The 19156-nt window shown below is 74.7% G+C and carries 16 protein-coding genes; 10 read left to right on the top strand and 6 right to left on the bottom strand.

The genetic code is table 11. The features are described 5' to 3' along the window. The first annotated feature begins 5 nt into the window (after positions 1-5). Positions 6-1463 carry a mycothione reductase gene (locus RF644_RS09840; RefSeq protein WP_368796372.1) on the top strand — a complete coding sequence of 486 codons (1458 nt, stop codon included), beginning with the start codon at positions 6-8 and terminating at the stop codon, positions 1461-1463. 27 nt (positions 1464-1490) lie between these two features. On the opposite strand, the gene RF644_RS09835 is transcribed toward RF644_RS09840, so the two are convergent. From RF644_RS09835 to RF644_RS09825, 3 genes are all read right to left on the bottom strand, one after another. Beyond that, positions 1491-3389 (bottom strand): long-chain fatty acid--CoA ligase, encoded by a 1899-nt coding sequence (locus RF644_RS09835; RefSeq protein WP_368796371.1) that lies wholly within the window; start codon positions 3387-3389, stop codon positions 1491-1493. Between the two features lie 70 nt (positions 3390-3459). Beyond that, the gene (locus RF644_RS09830; protein ID WP_368796370.1) at positions 3460-3933 is read right to left on the bottom strand and encodes a hypothetical protein; all 474 of its coding nucleotides are present in this window, start codon (positions 3931-3933) and stop codon (positions 3460-3462) included. Then, the gene (locus RF644_RS09825) at positions 3930-4784 is read right to left on the bottom strand and encodes an alpha/beta hydrolase (protein WP_368796369.1); all 855 of its coding nucleotides are present in this window, start codon (positions 4782-4784) and stop codon (positions 3930-3932) included. Before RF644_RS09825 ends, RF644_RS09830 begins: the two co-directional genes overlap by 4 nt. Positions 4785-4931: 147 nt before the next feature. On the opposite strand from RF644_RS09825, the gene RF644_RS09820 reads away from it, so the two are divergent. Together RF644_RS09820 and RF644_RS09815 are read left to right on the top strand one after the other, a co-directional pair. After that, complete coding sequence (locus RF644_RS09820; protein WP_368796368.1) at positions 4932-5783, top strand: lysophospholipid acyltransferase family protein; 852 nt, start codon at positions 4932-4934, stop codon at positions 5781-5783. A gap of 43 nt (positions 5784-5826) precedes the next feature. Further along, a complete protein-coding gene (locus RF644_RS09815; RefSeq protein WP_031283120.1) occupies positions 5827-7218 on the top strand; it encodes a class II 3-deoxy-7-phosphoheptulonate synthase in 1392 nt (463 codons plus the stop codon). 44 nt (positions 7219-7262) lie between these two features. On the opposite strand, the gene RF644_RS09810 is transcribed toward RF644_RS09815, so the two are convergent. Further along, on the bottom strand, positions 7263-9209 hold the full coding sequence (locus tag RF644_RS09810) for a PASTA domain-containing protein (protein WP_368796367.1): 1947 nt from the start codon (positions 9207-9209) through the stop codon (positions 7263-7265). Between the two features lie 45 nt (positions 9210-9254). Continuing rightward, complete coding sequence (locus RF644_RS09805) at positions 9255-10439, bottom strand: LysM peptidoglycan-binding domain-containing protein (protein WP_368796366.1); 1185 nt, start codon at positions 10437-10439, stop codon at positions 9255-9257. A 119-nt stretch (positions 10440-10558) separates the two neighbouring features. Between RF644_RS09805 and RF644_RS09800 the strand changes: the two genes are divergently transcribed. Further along, positions 10559-10945 carry an Rv2175c family DNA-binding protein gene (locus RF644_RS09800; RefSeq protein WP_017833699.1) on the top strand — a complete coding sequence of 129 codons (387 nt, stop codon included), beginning with the start codon at positions 10559-10561 and terminating at the stop codon, positions 10943-10945. A 61-nt stretch (positions 10946-11006) separates the two neighbouring features. Here RF644_RS09800 and RF644_RS09795 read toward each other — a convergent pair whose 3' ends face one another. After that, positions 11007-12158 (bottom strand): polyprenyl synthetase family protein, encoded by a 1152-nt coding sequence (locus RF644_RS09795; protein ID WP_368796365.1) that lies wholly within the window; start codon positions 12156-12158, stop codon positions 11007-11009. Positions 12159-12342: 184 nt separating this feature from the next. Between RF644_RS09795 and dinB the strand changes: the two genes are divergently transcribed. From dinB to RF644_RS09765, 6 genes are all read left to right on the top strand, one after another. Continuing rightward, positions 12343-13623 carry a DNA polymerase IV gene (gene dinB, locus RF644_RS09790; RefSeq protein WP_368796364.1) on the top strand — a complete coding sequence of 427 codons (1281 nt, stop codon included), beginning with the start codon at positions 12343-12345 and terminating at the stop codon, positions 13621-13623. A gap of 55 nt (positions 13624-13678) precedes the next feature. Beyond that, positions 13679-14056, top strand: coding sequence for a DUF3040 domain-containing protein (locus RF644_RS09785; protein ID WP_017833696.1), 378 nt, complete (start codon positions 13679-13681; stop codon positions 14054-14056). A gap of 566 nt (positions 14057-14622) precedes the next feature. Next, on the top strand, positions 14623-15054 hold the full coding sequence (gene mraZ / locus RF644_RS09780) for a division/cell wall cluster transcriptional repressor MraZ (RefSeq protein ID WP_031283112.1): 432 nt from the start codon (positions 14623-14625) through the stop codon (positions 15052-15054). Between the two features lie 229 nt (positions 15055-15283). Next, positions 15284-16285, top strand: coding sequence for a 16S rRNA (cytosine(1402)-N(4))-methyltransferase RsmH (gene rsmH / locus RF644_RS09775; RefSeq protein ID WP_144836552.1), 1002 nt, complete (start codon positions 15284-15286; stop codon positions 16283-16285). After that, positions 16282-16998 (top strand): hypothetical protein, encoded by a 717-nt coding sequence (locus RF644_RS09770; protein ID WP_240722753.1) that lies wholly within the window; start codon positions 16282-16284, stop codon positions 16996-16998. The genes rsmH and RF644_RS09770 overlap by 4 nt, the downstream gene beginning before the upstream one ends. A gap of 78 nt (positions 16999-17076) precedes the next feature. Continuing rightward, positions 17077-19089 (top strand): peptidoglycan D,D-transpeptidase FtsI family protein, encoded by a 2013-nt coding sequence (locus RF644_RS09765; RefSeq protein ID WP_368796363.1) that lies wholly within the window; start codon positions 17077-17079, stop codon positions 19087-19089. Positions 19090-19156: the final 67 nt, after the last annotated feature.

Genomic DNA, 19156 nt, shown 5'->3' with positions numbered 1-19156 from the left:
GCCGCATGCGGAAATTCGACCTCATCATCATCGGCTCCGGCTCGGGCAACTCGATCCTCACCGAGGACTACGAGGGCCTGGACGTCGCCATCATCGACGGCGGGACCTTCGGCGGCACCTGCCTCAACGTGGGCTGCATCCCGACGAAGATGTACGCGTACCCGGCGAGCGTGGCCCGCCGCGCCCAGGAGGCGGACCGGCTCGGCCTCGACGTCTCGGTGGAGGGCGTGCGTTGGCGGGAGATGCGGGACCGGATCTTCGGGCGGATCGACGCGATCTCCCACGGCGGGCTCGAGTACCGCCGGACGCTGCCGCACGTGACGGTCTACGAGGAGCACGTGCGCTTCACCGCCCCGCGGACCCTGCGCACCGCCTCGGGGGAGGACCTCACGGCCGACCAGATCGTGGTGGCCTCCGGCTCGCGCCCGGTGCGGCCCGAGATCCCCGGGATCGACCTGCCCCAGGTGCACACCTCGGACACGGTGATGCGCATCGAGGAGATGCCCCGCCGCGTGGTGGTGGTCGGCGGCGGCTACATCGGCGCCGAGTTCGCCCACGTCTTCTCCAGCCTCGGCGCGCGGGTGACCCAGGTCAACCGCTCGCACCGGATCCTGCGCTACCACGACCCGGAGATCGCCGAGCGGTTCGCCCGGGAGGCCTCCCGGCAGTGGAAGCTCGAGACGGGCTGGTCGCTGAGCGAGGTCGAGGAGTGGGACGGCGACGAGTGCGCCGTGATGGTCACCTTCCGCGACCCGCAGGACCCGGAGCTCGTCATGCGCCTGCCCGCGGACGTGGTGCTGGTGGCCACGGGCCGGCAGCCGAACACCGACGTGCTCGACGCCCGGGCGGGCGGGCTGGACGTGCGGCCGGACGGGCTGCTGGCCGTCGACGAGCACCAGCGCGCCCTCTCCGGGGGCCGCCCCGTCGAGGGCGTGTGGGCGCTGGGCGACATCAGCTCGCCCTACCAGCTCAAGCACGTGGCCAACGCCGAGGCCCGCACGGTGCAGCACAACCTCCTGAACCCCGGCGACCTCCGGGCCACGGACCATCGGTTCGTGCCCTCCGCCGTGTTCACCAGCCCGCAGATCGCCTCCGTCGGCATGACGCAGGAGGAGGCCGAGCAGTGGGCGGTCGAGCAGGGCAGCGAGATCACCGTCAAGGTGCAGGACTACGGGGCCACGGCCTACGGGTGGGCCATGGAGGACCGCACGGGGCTGTGCAAGCTGATCGCGGAGAAGGGCACCGGTCGCCTCCTGGGCGCGCACCTGATCGGGGAGGAGGCCTCCCTGCTCATCCAGCCGCTGGTGCAGGCCATGTCCTTCGGCCTCGACGCGCACACGATGGCGCGCGGCCAGTACTGGATCCACCCCGCCCTGAGCGAGGTCGTCGAGAACGCCCTGCTGGGCCTCGACGTCCCCGAGCACTCACCGCTGTCCCCGGGGGCCCTCGTCGGCGGCCGGTGATCCCACCGGCCGCCGGCCGGCCCCGGGTCAGCCGCGGCCCGGCAGGTGCGCGTGGGAGAGCTTCTCCTTGATCCGCTCCGCCGGGGTGGCGGGGGCCGCGGCCGGTTCGGGGGCGGGGCGCGAGTAGATCTCCTCGATCCGGTCCGCGAAGTCCTGCGCGATCCTGGCCCGCTTGATCTTCATGGACGGGGTCAGGTGCCCGGAGGCCTCCGTCCAGTCGACGTCGAGGATCTCGAAGGCCCGGATGCTCTCCGCGCGGGAGACCGCCTGGTTCGCCCGGGTGACGATGTCCTGGACGTGCTCGACGACCTTCGGGTGGCGGGCGGCCTCCGCCACCGGCATCGCGGGGTCCAGGCCCATCAGCTCCAGGCGGGCGGGGAGCACGTCCTGGTCGAGGGTCACGAGGGCGGCCACGAACGGCCGGTCGTCCCCGACCACCATGACCTGGGAGACCAGGGCCGAGGCGCGGATGGGGTCCTCCAGCACGTTGGGGACCACGTTCTTGCCGCCGGCGGTGACGATGATCTCCTTCTTCCGGCCGGTGAGGGTGAGGGCGCCGTCCTCGTCGAGCGAGCCGAGGTCGCCGGTGCGGAACCACCCGTCCTCGAAGGCCTCGGCGGTGAGGTCCTCCCGCCCGTGGTAGCCGCGCATGACATGGGTGCCCCGGACCAGGACCTCCCCGTCCTCGCCGATCCGCACCTCGTTGCCCGGCAGCGGCAGGCCCACGGTGCCGATCTTGCCGATCTCCGGGGTATTGACGGCGATCGGGGCCGTGGTCTCCGTGAGCCCGTAGCCCTCCACGACGTACACGCCGATCCCGTTGAAGAAGTGGCCCAGCCGGGTGCCGAGGGCGGCGCCGCCCGAGACGGCGTGCGTGACCTCCCCGCCCATCGCGTCCCGCAGCTTCGAGTACACGAGCCGGTCGTAGAGGGCGTGGCGCGCGCGCAGGAGCGGCGGGACCCGCCCGTCCTGACCGGCCTTCGAGTACGCGACGGCCGTGGTCACCGCGCGCTCGAAGATCAGGGACTTCGCCCCGCCGGCCTTCTCGGCCTTGAGGCGGGCGCTCTGGTAGATCTTCTCGAACACGCGCGGGACGGCCAGGATGAACGTGGGCCGGAAGGCCCCGAGGTCCGCCATCAGGTTCTTCACGTCCGGGGTGTGGGCCAGGACGGTCCCGGAGTAGAGGGCGATCACCTCCACGAAGCGGGCGAAGACGTGGGCCAGCGGCAGGAACAGGAGCGTCCGGGCACCCGGGTGGATGATGTCCTCGACGACCAGGGTCGTGTTCTCGCACAGCCGCACGAAGTTCCCGTGCGTCAGCTCGCACCCCTTGGGCGGTCCGGTGGTCCCCGAGGTGTAGATGATCGTGGCGACGTCCTCGAGCCCGCGCGACGTGCGGCGGGCCTCGAGCTCCTCGTCCGGCACGTCCGCGCCGGCGCGCGCGAGGTCGTCGAGGCCCGTGCCGGTGCCGTCCAGGCGCCAGACGTTCTCCGCGGCGCGGAACGGCGTCTCCCGCGAGGCAGCGAGCACGGACTCCTCGAGGGCCTGCGTCTCGACGAACACGGCCTTGGCGTCGGAGTCGCCCATGATCCAGGCGATCTGCTGTGTCGAGGACGAGTCGTAGACGGGGACGGGAACGGCGCCGGCGTACCAGATCGCGAGGTCCGCGAGGGTCCACTCGTAGCGCGTCCGGCTGAGGATGCCCACCCGGTCCCCGGGCTCGATCCCCGCGGCCACGAGACCCTTGGCCACACCCTGCACGGCGGCGAGGAACTCCCGGGCGCGCACCTCGCGGGCGGCCCCCTCCGGTGCCAGGACGGTGTACAGGTGCGGATCCTCGTCCTGGCCCGCCTGCATGAGCAGGAAGTCGGTGATGCGGCTGTGGGCCGGTGGGTCCACGAGGGCGTCGGTCGCGACGTGGCGCATAGGGTTCTCCTCGGATCGGGGTCGGTGGGCCGTCCGCTCCAGTCTAGTGAATTGGCTCACGCAAACCCCGTCAGACGCGGGCGCCGTCGTCCAGGTCGTCGCGGTCGTCGGGCAGGGACCGCAACAGGTGGCCGATGGCCCCGACCACGGCGACCAGGCCCCCCACGATGGCCCACCACGGCAGGGAGCCGGGCAGGAGGGAGAGCACCACCAGCAGCACGGGCACCCCGACCAGCACGGTCCAGGACAGCAGCGCCCCGCCGCTGAGTCCCTGCGTGACCGGCCCGGGGTCGGGGGAGTACGGCGCGTCGTCGTCCCCCGCGTCCTCCGGCTCCCCGGCGCCCTCTGCCCCGGCAGCCTCTGCCCCAGCGTCCGCCGCCCCGGCGGACGCGCCCGGCGCGGCGTCCTCGGGGGACCAGTCCCGGGGCCCGGCGAGGTGCCGGTCCCCGGCCCGGCGCACGTCCTCGAGGTCCGACACGATCCGGCTCCACTCGTCCTCGGGGCCGTGCCCGGCGCCGCCCGGCGTCCCCGGGCCCGCGCTCATCGCCGGTCCCCCCGGGAGACGGGGCGCGACGGTCTCGCGGTGACCGGGTTGCGGCCCGCCAGCAGGTCCTCCAGGAAACGCACGGACCGCGCCGCGACCACGTCCGCCTCCCGGTCCAGGGTGGCCACGTGGAAGCTCTCCGCCAGCCGCACCAGCTCCACGTCCCCGCCCGCCCGGCGCAGCACGTGCAGGTGCGAGGCGTCCGAGACCACGTGGTCGTGCTGCGAGCGCAGCACCAGGACCGGGGCGGTGACCGCGGGCAGCATCCTCCGGGTCCGGGCCATGAACCGGCCCAGCTCGGCGACGCTCGCCACGGGCGTGCGCGGGTAGGCGTGCTCGGTGACGCCCGGAAGGCTGATGTCGTCCCCCACACCCGGCACGGAGGGCACCGCGCGGTGCAGGGCCGGGGCGAGGCGGGCCGTGCGGCTGACGAGGGACAGCGCCGGGTTCAGGGCCACGACCCCGTCGACGGGCAGGGTCGCGGCGAGGTGCAGGCCGAGCGCCCCGCCCATGGACAGCCCGCACACCACCACCACGTCGTGCCGGTCCCGCAGCCGCTGTACGTGCTCGGCCGCGTGGTCGCGCCACTGCTCCCAGCGGACGCCGGCGAGGTCCTCCCAGCGGGTGCCGTGGCCGGGCAGCACGGGCCCGACGACGTCGGCGCCGGCCGCGTGTAGCGCCCGGCCCCACGGGCGGACGCTGAACGGGACGCCGGTGAAGCCGTGCAGCACGAGCGCGCCCGCGGGCCCGTCGGCCGGATGGTGGAAGGGCGCGCCCGGATCCTCCGTGGCGGCGGGCCCGCCGGCCGCGGAGGGGGCGGGCAGGTGCTGGTCCTCGACGGGTGGCGTCATGCGTCCATGATGTCAGGGCGGGCGCCGTCGGCGGGCGGACCGGCGCGGGTGCCCGTGCGGACGTGAGAGAATACCGGAGGCCGGACCCGGTCCGAGCGGCACGGACCCTCGCGACATCCCGATCAGCACGAAGGAGTCCTCTCCCACATGGTCTACATGTTTCTGAAGCGCTACGTCGTCGGCCCCCTGATCAACGTCGCCTTCCGTCCCGAGGTGCGCGGCCTGGAGCACGTGCCCGAGGAGGGCCCGGCCATCCTCGCGAGCAACCACCTCTCCGTCTCCGACTCGGTGTTCATGCCCGTGGCCGTGCCGCGGCAGGTGTACTTCCTGGCGAAGTCCGACTACTTCAACAGCCCCGGCGTCAAGGGGCGGGTGATGGCCGCGTTCTTCCGCGCCATCAACCAGATCCCCATGGACCGCTCCGGGGGCCGGGCCAGCGCGAAGTCCCTGAGCAACGGCGGCCGCAAGCTGCTGGAGGGCGAGCTGCTCGGGATCTATCCGGAGGGCACCCGCTCCCCGGACGGCCGGATGTACAAGGGCAAGATCGGGGTGGCCCGGCTCGCGCTCGAGACGGGGGCCCCGGTCGTCCCGATCGCCATGGTCGGCACCGACAAGGTCCAGCCGATCGGGACCAGGCTCCCGCTGCCCCGCCGCAGCGCCCGGGTCACCACGATCTTCGGCGAGCCCCTCGACTTCTCCCGCTACCGGGGCCGGCAGGGCGAGCACGCCCTGCTCCGCGAGGTCACCGACGAGATCATGCACGCGATCCAGGCCCTCTCCGGCCAGGTCTACGTGGACGTGTACGCCTCGGAGCACAAGAAGCGGCTCGCGGAGCAGAAGCGCCAGGAGACCAAGCAGGCCGCGGCGGAGCTCGTGGGCAACGCCAAGGACAAGGCGCGCAGCGCCGCCCACACCGCCCGCCGGACCGCGGACTCCATCGCCCACCGCGACCGTCCCGGGGTCGCGGACGACGACACCCCGCGGCCCACCGCACCCTGATCCCGCGCCCGGCCCCGCCCCGGACGAGACATAGGAAGACATGATGCTCGACTTCACCGTTCCCGACAGCCTCCGCAACCTCGCCTCCCCGGTGCCCTCCGCGGCCGACTACCCGGGGCTGGACGACTGGCGCGAGCTGGCCGCCGACCAGCAGCCGACCTGGCGCGACCACCCCGACTTCGCCGCCTCGATCGCCGAGCTCAACGCGGTCCCGCCCCTCGTCTTCGCGGGGGAGGTGGACAAGCTGCGCGACCGTCTGGCCGAAGTCGCCAACGGCCGGGCGTTCTTCCTGCAGGGCGGGGACTGCGCCGAGACCTTCGAGGGGGCCACCGCCGACCGGATCAGCGCCCGGGTCAAGACGCTGCTGCAGATGGCCGTGGTGCTCACCTACGGCGCGTCCATGCCCGTGGTGAAGATGGGCCGGATGGCCGGGCAGTTCTCGAAGCCCCGCTCGTCCAACGACGAGACCCGCGACGGCACGACCCTGCCGACGTTCCGCGGCGAGATGGTCAACGGCTTCGACTTCACCGAGGAGTCCCGGGTCCACGACCCGCGGCGGATGGTGCGCGGCTACCACACCTCGGCCTCGACCCTGAACCTCATCCGGGCCTTCACCACGGGCGGGTTCGCGGACCTGCGCCTCGTGCACGCCTGGAACATGGGCTTCACCACGAACCCGGCCCACGCCCGGTACGAGTCGCTGGCCCGCGAGATCGACCGGGCCGTGAAGTTCATGGACGCGTGCGGCGCGGACTTCGACGCCCTGCGCACCACGGAGTTCTACGCCGGCCACGAGGCCCTGCTGCTGGACTACGAGCGTGCGCTGAGCCGCATCGACTCCCGCACCCACCTCCCGTACGGCACGTCCGGGCACTTCCTGTGGATCGGCGAGCGCACCCGGGAGCTCGACGGCGCCCACGTGGACCTGCTCTCCCGGCTGCGCAATCCCATCGGCGTGAAGCTCGGCCCCAAGACCACCGGGGACGACGCGCTGGCGCTCATCGACAAGCTCGACCCGGAGCGCGAGCCCGGACGGCTCACCTTCATCACCCGCATGGGCGCGAAGAACATCCGGGAGAAGCTGCCGCCGCTCGTCGAGGCCGTGGAGCGCTCCGGTGCCAAGGTCGTGTGGGTCACCGACCCCATGCACGGCAACACCGTGTCCCTGCCGTCCGGGTACAAGACCCGCAACTTCGACGACGTCGTGGACGAGGTCCGGGGCTTCTTCGAGGTGCACGAGGCGATCGGCTCCTTCCCCGGCGGCATCCACGTGGAGATGACGGGCGACGACGTCGCGGAGTGCCTCGGCGGCGCCGACCCCGTCGACGAGTCCTCCTTCCAGGACCGCTACGAGTCGCTGTGCGACCCGCGCCTGAACCACATGCAGTCCCTGGAGATCGCGTTCCTCGTGGCGGGCTACCTCTCCCGCCGCTGACCGCGGGACCGGCCGACGGGGCCGGGGCCGTTCCTGCCGTCCGCTCAGACGACGGTGAGGACGACCTCGGCCCCGTCCGTCGTCTGGGCCACCACGTAGCCGAAGGGGGCGCCGAGGCTCTCCTCGACCCGCGCCGCGAACCCCGCCTCGGCGAGGAGCCGGACCGCCTCGTCCACGGGCCTGCCCAGCACCCCGGGCGCGGAGTCGGCGCGGGCCCCGAGGGAGACGGCGAGGTCCACCGCCGACCCCTCGGCCACCGCCTCGCCCGCCTCGGGATGCTGCCCCACGACCGTCCCGGCGGCGGCGTCGTCGGCGACCGGGCTCCGGGTGCCGACCGCCAGCCCGGCGTCCTCGAGGCGCGCCCGGGCGTCCTCCTCGGACATCCCGGTGACGTCGGGCGCGGTCGTCCGCACGGGACCGGTCGAGACCAGCAGGACGACCTGCTCCGCGGACCGCACTGTGGCCCCGGCCTCCGGGTCGGTGCCGAGCACGGTGCCGGCGGGGGCCACCGGGTCCGCGGTCTCGTGCACGGCGACGTTGCCCAGACCGGCCCCGGCGAGGTACTGCTCGGCGAGCTCCGGACCCGCCCCCCGCACGTCCGGCACGCTCACGGTCCCGCCCGGACCGGAGCCCAGGAGCCAGCCCAGGAACGCCGCCCCGGCCACCGCGAGCGCGACCAGGGCCAGCGTCCCCGCCGCGTGCAGGGGCCGGGTGGGCCGCAGCTCGACCTCGGGCCGCCAGGGGTCGGAGGAGCCGCTCGAGGTCCGCGCCGGCAGCGGCCGGCCGGAGACCCCCGGGGCCCCGGCCCCGGCCGCTCCCAGGGTCGCCGCGTGCGGACCCGGCACCCCGGTCCGGCCGGCCGCCGGGCCGAACGCCTCCGTGGGAGCGGTCCGGCCGAGGGCCTCCGTGGGGGCGTTCCGGCCGAGGGTCTCGGTGAAGGCGTCCCGGCCGAGGGCCTCCGTGGTGCCGCTCGAACCGAGGGCCTCCGTGGGAGCGGTCCGGCCGAGAGCTTCCGTGGGAGCGCCCGCCCCGAGGGCCGCGGTGGGTCCGACCGCGGGGTCCAGGGCCGCCGTGGCCGCGCCGTCCGGAGCCGGCACGGCCGGGATGCCGCGGGCGGCACCGGGTCCCGGGGGGCGGTCGAGTTCCGCCGGCCGCAGACCCGCCCGGACCGACCGGAGCTCGTCGAGGAAGCTGCCGGCGTCGGGCGGACGCCGCTCCGGCTCCCGTGCCGTGGCCCGGGCGACCAGCCGTGCCACACCGGCCGGGAGACCGGGGTCGAGGGTGCGCAGGTCCGGGACGGCGCCCTCCGCGTGGGCCCGGGCCACGGCGAGCGGACCGCCCTCGAAGGGACGGCGGCCGGCCAGTAGCTCGAAGAGCACGATCCCGGCCGAGTACACGTCCGCGCGGGTGTCGACCCGCTGCCCCGTGACGAGCTCCGGCGAGGCGTAGCCGACCGTGCCCAGCACCGTTCCGGTCGCCGTGTGCTGGTCGACGGCGCGGGTGAGACCGAAGTCCGCGACGGTCACCCGGCCGGCGGCGGAGATCAGCACGTTCTCCGGCTTCACGTCGCGGTGCACCAGGCCCTCGCGGTGGGCCGCCGCCAGCCCGTCGAGGACCGGTTCCAGCAGCCCGAGCGCCTCGCCCGGGGGCAGGGCGCCGCGCCGGCGCAGGAGGTCCCGCAGCGTCGAGCCCGCCACGTGCTCCATGACCAGGTACGGCACCCCGTCCGGGGCGTGGCCCTGGTCGAGCACGGAGACCACGTGGGGATGGGACAGCCGCGCCGCCGACCGGGCCTCCCGCACGAACCGGTCCGCCGCGGCCGGGTCCTCGGCCAGGTGGGCGTGCATGAGCTTGACCGCCACGACGCGCTGCAGGCGGGTGTCCACCGCCCGGTACACGGTGGCGGTGCCACCGCGGGCGATCCGCGGACCCAGCTCGTAGCGGCCCTCGAGGACGGTCCCGGTCAGGTGGTCGGGGAGCGCGTGCTGCACGGGATCAGCCTAGGGCGGGGCGCTGTGCGCAGGCTGGGTCGCAGGTCACGGTCCGAACCGCTTGCGGTGGGTCTTGACGCTCTTGACGTACTGCTTGGTGTCGTCGTACATCCCGTACTTCTTCACCCCGTGCAGGCCCTGGTAGTACGCGGCGATGGCCACGTCGGTGCTGGGCGCGGCGCGGCCCAGCTGCCGGATGATGGCCACGCCGGCGGTGACGTTGTCCTGCGGGTCGAGCAGGTCGAGCTCCCGGCCCACGAGTCCCGAGGCCCAGTCCCCGGCGTCCGGGATGACCTGCATGGTGCCCACGGCGTCCGCGGGGGACACGGCCCGGTGGTCGAAGCCCGACTCCTGGTGGGCGTGCGCCAGGGCGAGCGCCGGGTCCACGCCCATCCGCACGGCGGTGTCGTGGACGAGCCGGCGCATCTCCTCGCGCGAGGGCGCGGGGCGGGCGGCGAGCTGCTCGTGGTGGCGGTTGGCGGAGTCCACCACCCCGTCCTCGTACGTGCGGCCCAGGAAGGTGTCGCCGACGGCGCGCTCGGGCGCCGGCCGGGGCTGCTCGGCCCGCTCGGGGGCGGGGGCCTGGGCGGTCCGCACGGTGTCGGGGGCCGGCTCCGTGACCGACAGCCGCTGGCCCGGGCGCAGCAGCGAGTTCACCGTGAGGTCGTTGCCGTCGAGGAGCGACTGGACCGACACCCCGCGCGCCTGCGAGATGCTCCACAGCGAGTCGCCCGAGCGCACCATGTGCTCCGTCCGGGGCGGCTCCGCCGCGGGCGGGGCCGGCTTCTTCGAAGGCTCGGCCGCCGGGGCCGCCCCGCCGGAGAGGCGCAGCTCCTGCCCGGGCAGCAGCAGCGCCGCGCCGGAGAGGTCGTTCCACCGCATGAGCTCGTCCACGGCCACGCCGTGGCGCTGGGCGACCGCCCACAGGGAGTCCCCGGGGGACACGGTGTGCATGGGGGTCTTCGTCGTCTTCTGGCCGGCGAGCAGGGGCGCCGAGGCCACCTGGGCCGTCTGGGCGGGGGCGGCGTGGGCCACGGTGCCCCCGCCCAGGGCGGCGAGGGCGGCGACGGCGGTGACCGCCGACCCCGTCCGGGCGCGGCGCGCCCAGCCGGGGGAGCGGTCGTCCTGCTGCCCGGAGGCCTCGGCAGTGGTCTCGGCGGTGGTCTCGGCGGTGGTGGAGCGCGGTGCGTCGTTCGGGTCGGTCGTGTCGCTGTCGGGGGGATACGGCATGAAGTAACTCTCTGACGCTGATCGGGGAAGGTGCGGAGGTCTCAGCCGGCTCCGCGGGTCGAGCATACCGTGGCGGGCCCGCGTGGCACGGGCACCGGCGGACGTGGCACTCTGGGGGCGTGAAGAACACATCCGGAATCAGCACCGAGGAGTTCGACCGCCTGGACGGTCTCGTCCAGGAGTGGTTGCCCCTGCCCGACGTCGCCGAGCAGCTCGGCCTCGTGGTCACCCGCGTCCACGGCCTCGTCGACGACGGGACGCTCCTCGCCGTCCGCAACCCGCACGACAGCATCCGCCGGGTGCCGGCCGCCTTCCTGCTGGACGGCGCCGTGGTCGACTCGCTGAAGGGCACGGTGGCGGTCCTGCGGGACTCCGGCTTCACCGACGTCGAGGCGATCACGTGGCTGTTCACCGAGGACGAGTCCCTGCCGGGCCGTCCCGTCGACGCGCTGCGGGACGGGCGCAAGACGGAGATCCGCCGCCGGGCGCAGGCCCTGGCCTGGTGACCCGCTCCTGACCGGCGCGCCGGACCGGTCCCGACCGCGGGACCCGCCCGGCGCGCCGGACTCAGGACGAGCGGCGGACCGCCGCCGTCGCGAGGCCGCGCAGCGCGGCCATGGGCACGGCGTCGGCCCCGAGCCGGTCCAGCGCCGTGAAGGCCTCCCCGCTGAGCCGTTCGATGAGCTCCTCCGTGGAGCCCAGGGCGCCGCACGCCGTGATGAGCGAGCGGAGCTCCTCGACGTCGTCCTCCGTCAGCTCCGGCCGGCCCAGGGCGTCCTCGAGCCGCGCGATCTGCGCCTCGCTGCCGAGCGTGCGGACATAGCCGACGAGCACCGTCCGCTTGCCCTCGCGCAGGTCGTCGCCGGCGGGCTTGCCCGTGGCCGCCGGGTCGCCGAACACGCCCAGGACGTCGTCGCGCAGCTGGAACGCCTCGCCCAGGGGCAACGCGAACGCGGAGCAGCGCTCGAGGACCGGCTCCGGCGCCCCGGCCAGGGCGGCGCCGAGCACCACGGGATGCTCCACCGAGTACTTCGCCGACTTGTACCGGATGACGTCCAGGGCCCGCTGCACCGCGCCGTCGCGGTCCTGGCCCCCGCCGGCGACCTCGCCCTGCACGTCGAGGTACTGCCCGGCCATCACCTCGGAGCGCATGAGGTCGAAGACCGCCCGTGCGCGGTGGCCGCCGGGCGCCGTGGTCGTGGCCGCGGCGAACGACTGCTCGCTCCAGGACAGGCACAGGTCGCCCGAGAGGATCGCGGCGGCCACGCCGAAGGCGGGACCGTCCAGGGCCCAGCCCCGGTCCGCGTGCACGGACTCGAAGCGGCGGTGCACGCTGGGGGCGCCGCGGCGGGTGTCGGAGCGGTCGATGACGTCGTCGTGGATGAGCGCGGCGGACTGGAAGAGCTCGAGCGCCGCCCCGGCCCGGACCACGGCCGGGTCCTCCGGGTCGCCGCCCGCCGCCCGCCAGCCCCAGTAGCACAGCCGCGCCCGCAGCCGCTTGCCGCCGGCGGAGAGCGCGACGACGGCGTCCAGCAGCGGGAGGGCGTCCGCCGAGATGCCGCCCAGGACCGCTCGCTGCCGGCCGAAGAACTCCTCCAGCTCCGCGTGCAGCCGCGCCACGAACCGCTCGTCCTCGGCGCGGAAGGCGTCCTCGGGCCGGGCCTGCGGCGCGGTGCCGGCGGGGGCGTCGGGGTGGTGCGGGAGGGACGGGCACGTCATGGGCGGATCGACCTCGGTCTCGGGGCGGCGGCGGACGCCCTCTGCCGGCCGTCCGCGATGTCCGCCCCAGCCTATCGAAGGCCCGGTGGGCGGACCGGGGCGCTCCGCCCGGGCCCGGGCCCGCACCGCGGCCGGGATGTCCGCGCCGAGGGCTAAGCTGTGCCGGACCCGGGAGGAGGACACGGTGACCGAGACGCCGAGGGACCGGCTGGAGCGCTGGCGGCAGTGCGCCGTGCTGCACGTCGACATGGACATGTTCTACGTCGGCGTGGAGCTGCTCGCGGCCCCCGGGCTGCGCGGCCGGCCCGTCATCGTGGCCGGGGCGGGCGGCCGCTCCGTCGTCCTCTCCGCGTCCTACGAGGCCCGGGCGTTCGGCGTTCGCTCCGGCATGCCCCTGGCGCGGGCCCGGGCGATGTGCCCCCGGGCCGTCCTGCTCGAGCCCCACCGGGACGCCTACGACGCCTACTCCCGCCGGGTCATGGCCATGTTCCGGGAGATCACCGACCGCGTCGAGCAGATCAGCGTGGACGAGGCCTTCCTCGACGTCGCCGGAGCGGTCCGGCGGCTCGGTCCGCCCGTGGGCATCGCCCGCGGCCTGCGGACCCGCGTGCGGGACGAGCTGGGACTGACCGCCTCCGTGGGGATCGGCGCCAACAAGACCGTCGCGAAGATCGCCTCCACCCGCTCCAAGCCGGACGGTCTGCTGCTCGTCCAGCCCGAGGACACCGTCGCGTTCCTGGCGGAGCTGCCGGTCTCGGCGCTGTGGGGCGTCGGCGGGCGCACGGCCGAGACGCTCACCGGCGCGGGGCTCAGGAGCGTGGGGGACCTCGCGGCCGCCCCCGTGCCGATGCTGACCCGCCTGGTCGGACGGGCTGCCGGCCACCACCTGCACGAGCTCGCCAACGGGCGGGACCCCCGTCCCGTCGAACCGGTCCGGGAGGAGAAGAGCGTGGGCGCGGAGGAGACCTTCCCCCGGGACGTCGCGGACGACCGCGTGCTGCACGAGACCCTTCTGCGGCTCAGCCACCGGACCGCCTCGCGGCTGCGCCGGCAGGGACTGCGCGCCCGCCGGGTGGGGCTCAAGGTGCGCTGGGCGGACTTCACGACCATCACCCGGTCGCGGACCCTCCAGCATCCCTTCACGTCCGCCCACGACCTCCTCGAGCACGGCGTGGGCCTGCTCGAGGAGCTCGGGGCCCGGCCCCAGCCGGTCCGGCTCATCGGCATCCGCGCCGAGCGGCTGGAGCCAGCCACGGACGCCCTGCAGCTGAGCCTGGACGGCCGCGAGGAGGAGTGGGGGGCCGCGGAGCAGGCCATGGACCGGGTGCACGCCCGCTTCGGCGCCGAGCGCCTCGGCCCCGCCCGTCTCCTGCCTCCCGCACCCCGGAGTCCGGAGGGCAACTCGGAGGCTGTTGACAGCCGTGTGCGCGGTGCCAAATCAGCACCCGACGGTCTATCCTGGTAGCAGGCGGCGCCGGAACAGCCGGGGAATCCGCACCAGAAGGATGAGGAGGCATACCGTGCCACTGTCCGAGCACGAGCAACAGCTCCTGGCGCAGCTCGAGAAGCAGCTCCACGCGGACGACCCGAGGTTCGTGACGAACATGGGGTCCCGCGCCGTCAGGGGTGCTTCCACCCGCAACATCGTCCTCGGGATCGTGATCGCCGTCGTCGGCCTGCTCGTCCTCCTGGGCGGGGTCGTCATCGACTCCATCCTGGTCGGGGTCCTGGGCTTCGTCGTGATGGGCGCGGGTGTCTACGTCGCCACGCTGCGCTCCGGCAAGCCGCGCCCCGGCGGGGAGCCCGGCAAGGGGGGCCCGCCCCGCCGCTCGTCGCCCTTCCTGCAGAACCTCGAGGAGCGCTGGGACCAGCGCAACTCCGGGGGCCCGTCCACCTGACCGGCCCCGCCCGGACACGGAGCCGACCGCGAGGCACCCGCCGCAGGGCGCCGCCCGCTCGGACCGACCCGCCCGGCCCCTCCACCTCCCCCCACCCTGCCGCCGCACAGCGGTGTGCAGGGTCCGACCAGCTCCCCGGTGCACCGCCGGGGAGCTTTTCCATGCCCCGGAGGTGCCGCGGCCGCTCCCCGGCCGCACCACGGGAACGTCCGGGGAGCGTTCCTCCACCGCCCTCCCCGCAGCCCGCACCGCGGCGTCCTCCACTCTCCTCCCCGCAACCCTCCGCCGGCGCCCGGCGCCGGCGGGCCGCGGCGTCCTCCACCACGCTCCCCGCCGCCCGCCGCCGGCGCCCCGCACCGCGGGCCGCGGTGCCCTCCACGCTCCTCCCCGCCGCCGGCCGCCGCAGCGCCGCCGTGCCCACCTGGGGCGACGCCCGTCGCGGCGCCCGGGCGCCGCGCCACGCCGCGGCGCCCGGCCCCCGCGTTCGTTGACCGGGGAGTGAAGTGGAGTAAAGTGGGGCGAAGAGATGGATCTGGGAGAACTCTCGGGCTGGAGAGGCGGTGAGCATGTTTCTCGGAACGTACTCACCCCGTCTCGACGAGAAGGGCCGCCTGATCCTGCCGGCGAAGTACCGGGAGGAACTGGCGGAGGGACTCGTGCTGACCCGCGGTCAGGAACGGTGCCTCTACGTGTTCAGCGTCCGCGAGTTCGAACGGGTCCACGAGCAGCTGAGGGCGGCACCGCTGTCCTCGAAGCAGGCCAGGGACTACATCCGGGTCTTTCTCTCGGGCGCCTCGGACGAGGTCCCGGACAAGCAGGGCCGAGTCACCATACCGCCGCCGTTGCGGGACTACGCCGGGCTGGGCCGGGAGCTCGCCGTCATCGGCGCGGGCACCCGGGCGGAGATCTGGGACGCCCAGGCGTGGAACGACTACCTGAACGAGAAGGAGGCCGTCTTCTCCGAGACCGAGGAGGAAGTGGTGCCCGGGCTCTTCTGAGCGCAGGGCCGCCGAGACCACCGCGGAGCACGCGGAGCCGCTTCCCGGATGAGATCTCCAGCCGCACAGCCGTCACCGTCCTGACTCACCTTCCCCTGAGCCAGGCCGGATTCGAGGGACGGCCAGCGGATGGGGTTCTGATCCTGGAACGCCCGCCGCCGCACCACGGCGTCGACCCGGCGCCGGCCACCGAAGACCGATCCACCGTCGACCGCCGAAGAGAGGGCCCATGGCGCAACGCCCAGCCGAGCAGCTCCACGTTCCCGTGCTGCTCGAACGGTGCCTGGACCTGATGGCTCCCGCGCTCGGCGAGGACGGCGCCGTGGCGGTGGACGCGACGATGGGCATGGGCGGTCACTCCGAGGCGCTGCTGCGGCGCTTCCCCGGCCTGCGGCTGGTGGCGATCGACCGGGACCCGCAGGCTCACGCGCTGGCCGGCGCGCGGCTCGCCCCGTTCGGCGACCGGTTCCACCCCGTGCACACGACCTACGACCGGATCCCGGAGGCCCTCGGCCGGCACGGGTTCGACCACGCGGACGCGGTGCTCTTCGACCTCGGGGTCTCGTCCCTGCAGCTCGACGAGCGCGAGCGCGGCTTCGCCTACTCCTACGACGCGCCCCTGGACATGCGCATGGACTCCACCGCGCCCGTCACGGCCCAGGACGTGGTCAACGACTACAGCGAGGAGGACCTGCGTCGGATCCTGCGGGACTGGGGCGAGGAGCGCTTCGCCGGTCGGATCGCCCGCGCGATCGTGGCGCAGCGGGCCAGGACCCCGCTGCGGACCACGGGCGAGCTCGTCGAGGTCGTCCGCGGGGCCGTGCCGCAGGGCGCCCAGCACCGCAAGGGCCACCCCGCGAAGCAGACCTTCCAGGCGCTGCGGATCGAGGTCAACGAGGAGCTCGACGTGCTGCGCCGGGCGATCCCCGCCGCACTGGACGCCGTGCCCGTGGGCGGGCGAGTGGTGGCCATGAGCTACCACTCCCTCGAGGACCGGATCGTCAAGCAGGCCTTCGCCCGCGGAGCCGCCTCGACGGCGCCGAAGGGCTTCCCCGTGGAGCTCGACCAGCACAAGCCCACCCTGCGGGTCCTGACCCGCGGGACGGAGACCCCCACCCCCCGGGAGATCGACGAGAACCCCCGTGCCGCCTCCGCGCGCCTGCGCGCGGTGGAGCGCATCCGAGAGCACGTCCCCCCCACAGCACAGAACGCGCAGAGGTACACGGCATGAGCGGAACCGGACTCCAGCGACGCCCCGTCCGCCCGACCTCCCAGCGCACGGGCATCGGCGCCTGGGCCGGGCGGCGCGGGCAGCGTCCGCCGGTGGAGGGCACCTCCGCCCGTCAGCTGAGCGACCCGGCACCGCCCGCCGAGGAGCGGGCCGGGTCGACCCGGGCCCCGCTGTCCGTGGTCCCGGGCCGGGCGCGCCGGCAGCGCTTCTCCACCGTGGTGCTCAGCCTGGTGGCGCTCGTGGTGGCGCTGGCCTCGATCCTGGTCCTGAACATCCAGATCTCCGGGGGCCAGTACCGGCTCGTGGAGCTGCGCGCCCAGGAGCAGGCCCTCAGCCAGCAGAACGAGGCGCTCACCCAGGACCTCGAGTTCTACAACGCCCCGCAGAACCTCGCGGTGATGGCGACGGACCTCGGCATGGTCCCCGCGCAGGACTCGGGCACGGTCGACGTCACGAACGGGACCGTCGAGGGCGACCCCATGCCCGCGCAGCCCCAGGAGAACCACGAGATCCTGGTCGACCACGCCCACCAGACCGGCTCCGAGGCCGCGGACCGTGCCGCCCAGCGCGCCGAGGACCGGGAGCGGGAGCAGGCGGCGCAGGAGCGGGAGGACGCCGAGCGCAGCGCCCGCGAGGACGCCGCGCCGGCCGGCGCCGCGGACGCGGAGGGCGGCTCCCTCGCGGCCCCGCCGCAGCGCACGCCCGGGGAGTGACCGGGCCACCGGCCCCCGCACCCGCCGGCAGCAGCCCCCCGGACATCTTCCAGTCGCAACCAGGAACGAGGCAGACACGTGGCACGCGCACGCTCGACGTCCGACGCCCCCCGCGCCCGCGGCATCGGACGCAGCCACATCGGCGTCGTCCTCGTGCTCGGACTGCTCGTGGTCCTCGGGATCCGGCTCGTGTGGGTGCAGGGCTTCGACGCCGCCGGCCGGGCCGAGGCCGCCGCCGGTGAGCGGTCCCGCACCGAGGTGGTGCCCGCGCTGCGCGGCGAGATCCGCGACACCCACGGCAACGTCCTGGCCCGCACGCTCCAGCGCTACGACGTCACGGTCGACCAGTCCCTGGTGCGCGAGTTCGAGCGGCCCCTGGCCGACGGCACCACCGAGACCGTGACCCCCACACAGGCGGTGTACCAGCTCGCCGACGCCCTCGAGCTCGAGGACACCGAGGTCAAGGACGCCCTCGACGGCGACAAGCAGTTCGAGTACGTGGCCCGCGGGGTCACGCCCGAGCAGTGGAACACCGTGCGCGAGCTCGGCCTGCCCTACGTGTACGGGCAGCCGTCCTCCGACCGCATCTACCCCAACGGCCCGGTGGGCGGCAGCGTGGTCGGCTTCATGGGCGGGGACGACGAGGCGCTCGGCGGGATCGAGCAGACCCAGGACGAGCTGCTGCGCGGCACCGACGGGAGCCGGACCTTCGAGATCAGCGCCGACGGCGTGCGGATCCCGGTGGCGCCCCAGGAGGAGAGCCCGGTCGAGGACGGTTCCTCGGTGCAGCTCTCCATCGACAGCGACGTCCAGTTCTTCGCCCAGCAGGCCGTCACCGAGCGCGCCGAGGAGCTCGACGCCGAGTGGGGCACGGCCGTGGTCATGCGGATCGAGGACGGTGCGGTGCTCGCGCTGGCCGACTCCTCGACCGTGGATCCCAACGACATCGGCTCCGCCGAGGCGGAGGACCTGGGGGCGCGGGCCGTCACCCAGGCCGTGGAGCCCGGCTCCACCCAGAAGATCCTCACCGCGGCGGCCGCCGTGGAGGAGGGCGTGGCCACGCCCCGCACGGAGGTCACCGTGCCCCCGTTCCTGGAGATCGACGGGCAGAAGATCACCGACGCCTTCGACCACGGCGAGCAGCGGCGCACGTTCACCGGGATCATCGCCGACTCGATGAACACCGGCACCGTCCTGGTCGGCGGCAAGCTCGCCCCGGAGCAGCGCCACGAGTGGATGCAGCGCTTCGGCGTCGGCGAGACCACGGGCATCGAGCTGCCCGGTGAGTCGCCCGGCATCCTCACGAGCGCGGACCAGTGGGACGTGCGCCAGCAGTACACCGTGCTCTTCGGCCAGGGCGTCGCCCAGACCCCGCTGCGCACGGCGACGATCTTCCAGGCCATCGGCAACGGCGGGGTCCAGGTGGAGCCCCGGGTCGTCGAGTCCGTCCTCGCCCCCGACGGCACCAGCACCCCGGTCGAGCGGCCCGAGGGCGAACGGGTCGTCTCGGAGGAGACGGCCGAGCAGGTGCTGGACATGATGGAGGTCACCGTCACCCAGGGCGGCGCCAAGGAGGCCGCCGTGGAGGGCTACCGGGTGGGCGGCAAGACCGGCACCGCCGAGGCCCCCAGCCCGGAGGGCGGCTACGACGGGTACACCACCTCCTTCGTGGGCGTCGCCCCCGTGGAGGACCCCCAGTACCTCGTGGCGGTCACGCTCCAGCGCCCCCAGGGCGACGTCCGCGCGATCGGCACCACCCCCACCTTCAGCAAGATCATGGGCCAGGTGCTGCGCCACTACGACGTCCCGCCCTCCACCACCGAGCCCGTGCGGATCCCGCTGCGCACGGACGATCCGGAGGAGGACGAGAGCGAGCAGACCGCGCCGGTGGACACCCCGCCGGGCGTCGAGGCGCCCGAGGACGGCGGCACCCGGGCGGACGCCCCGGCCGACGCCGAGGAGGGCCCCGCCGCCGACACGGAGGCCGGCACCGAGGCCGGCCCCGGGGCCGACGCCGCGGCCGGAACCGGGGCCGCCGGGACCGGCGGGACCGCCCCGGAGGCGTCCCGGCGGGCCGACGAGGGCGACTAGACTTCCATATCGCCGTGCCCGGCCACCCCCGGGCCCGCCCCCCGCTCCCGGCGGACCACCCACCCGC

Origin of the sequence: Kocuria sp. CPCC 205258 (assembly GCF_040981005.1) — a bacterium.
Taxonomy (GTDB): domain Bacteria; phylum Actinomycetota; class Actinomycetes; order Actinomycetales; family Micrococcaceae; genus Kocuria; species Kocuria rosea.
This window is presented reverse-complemented; position numbering and strand designations above follow the sequence as displayed.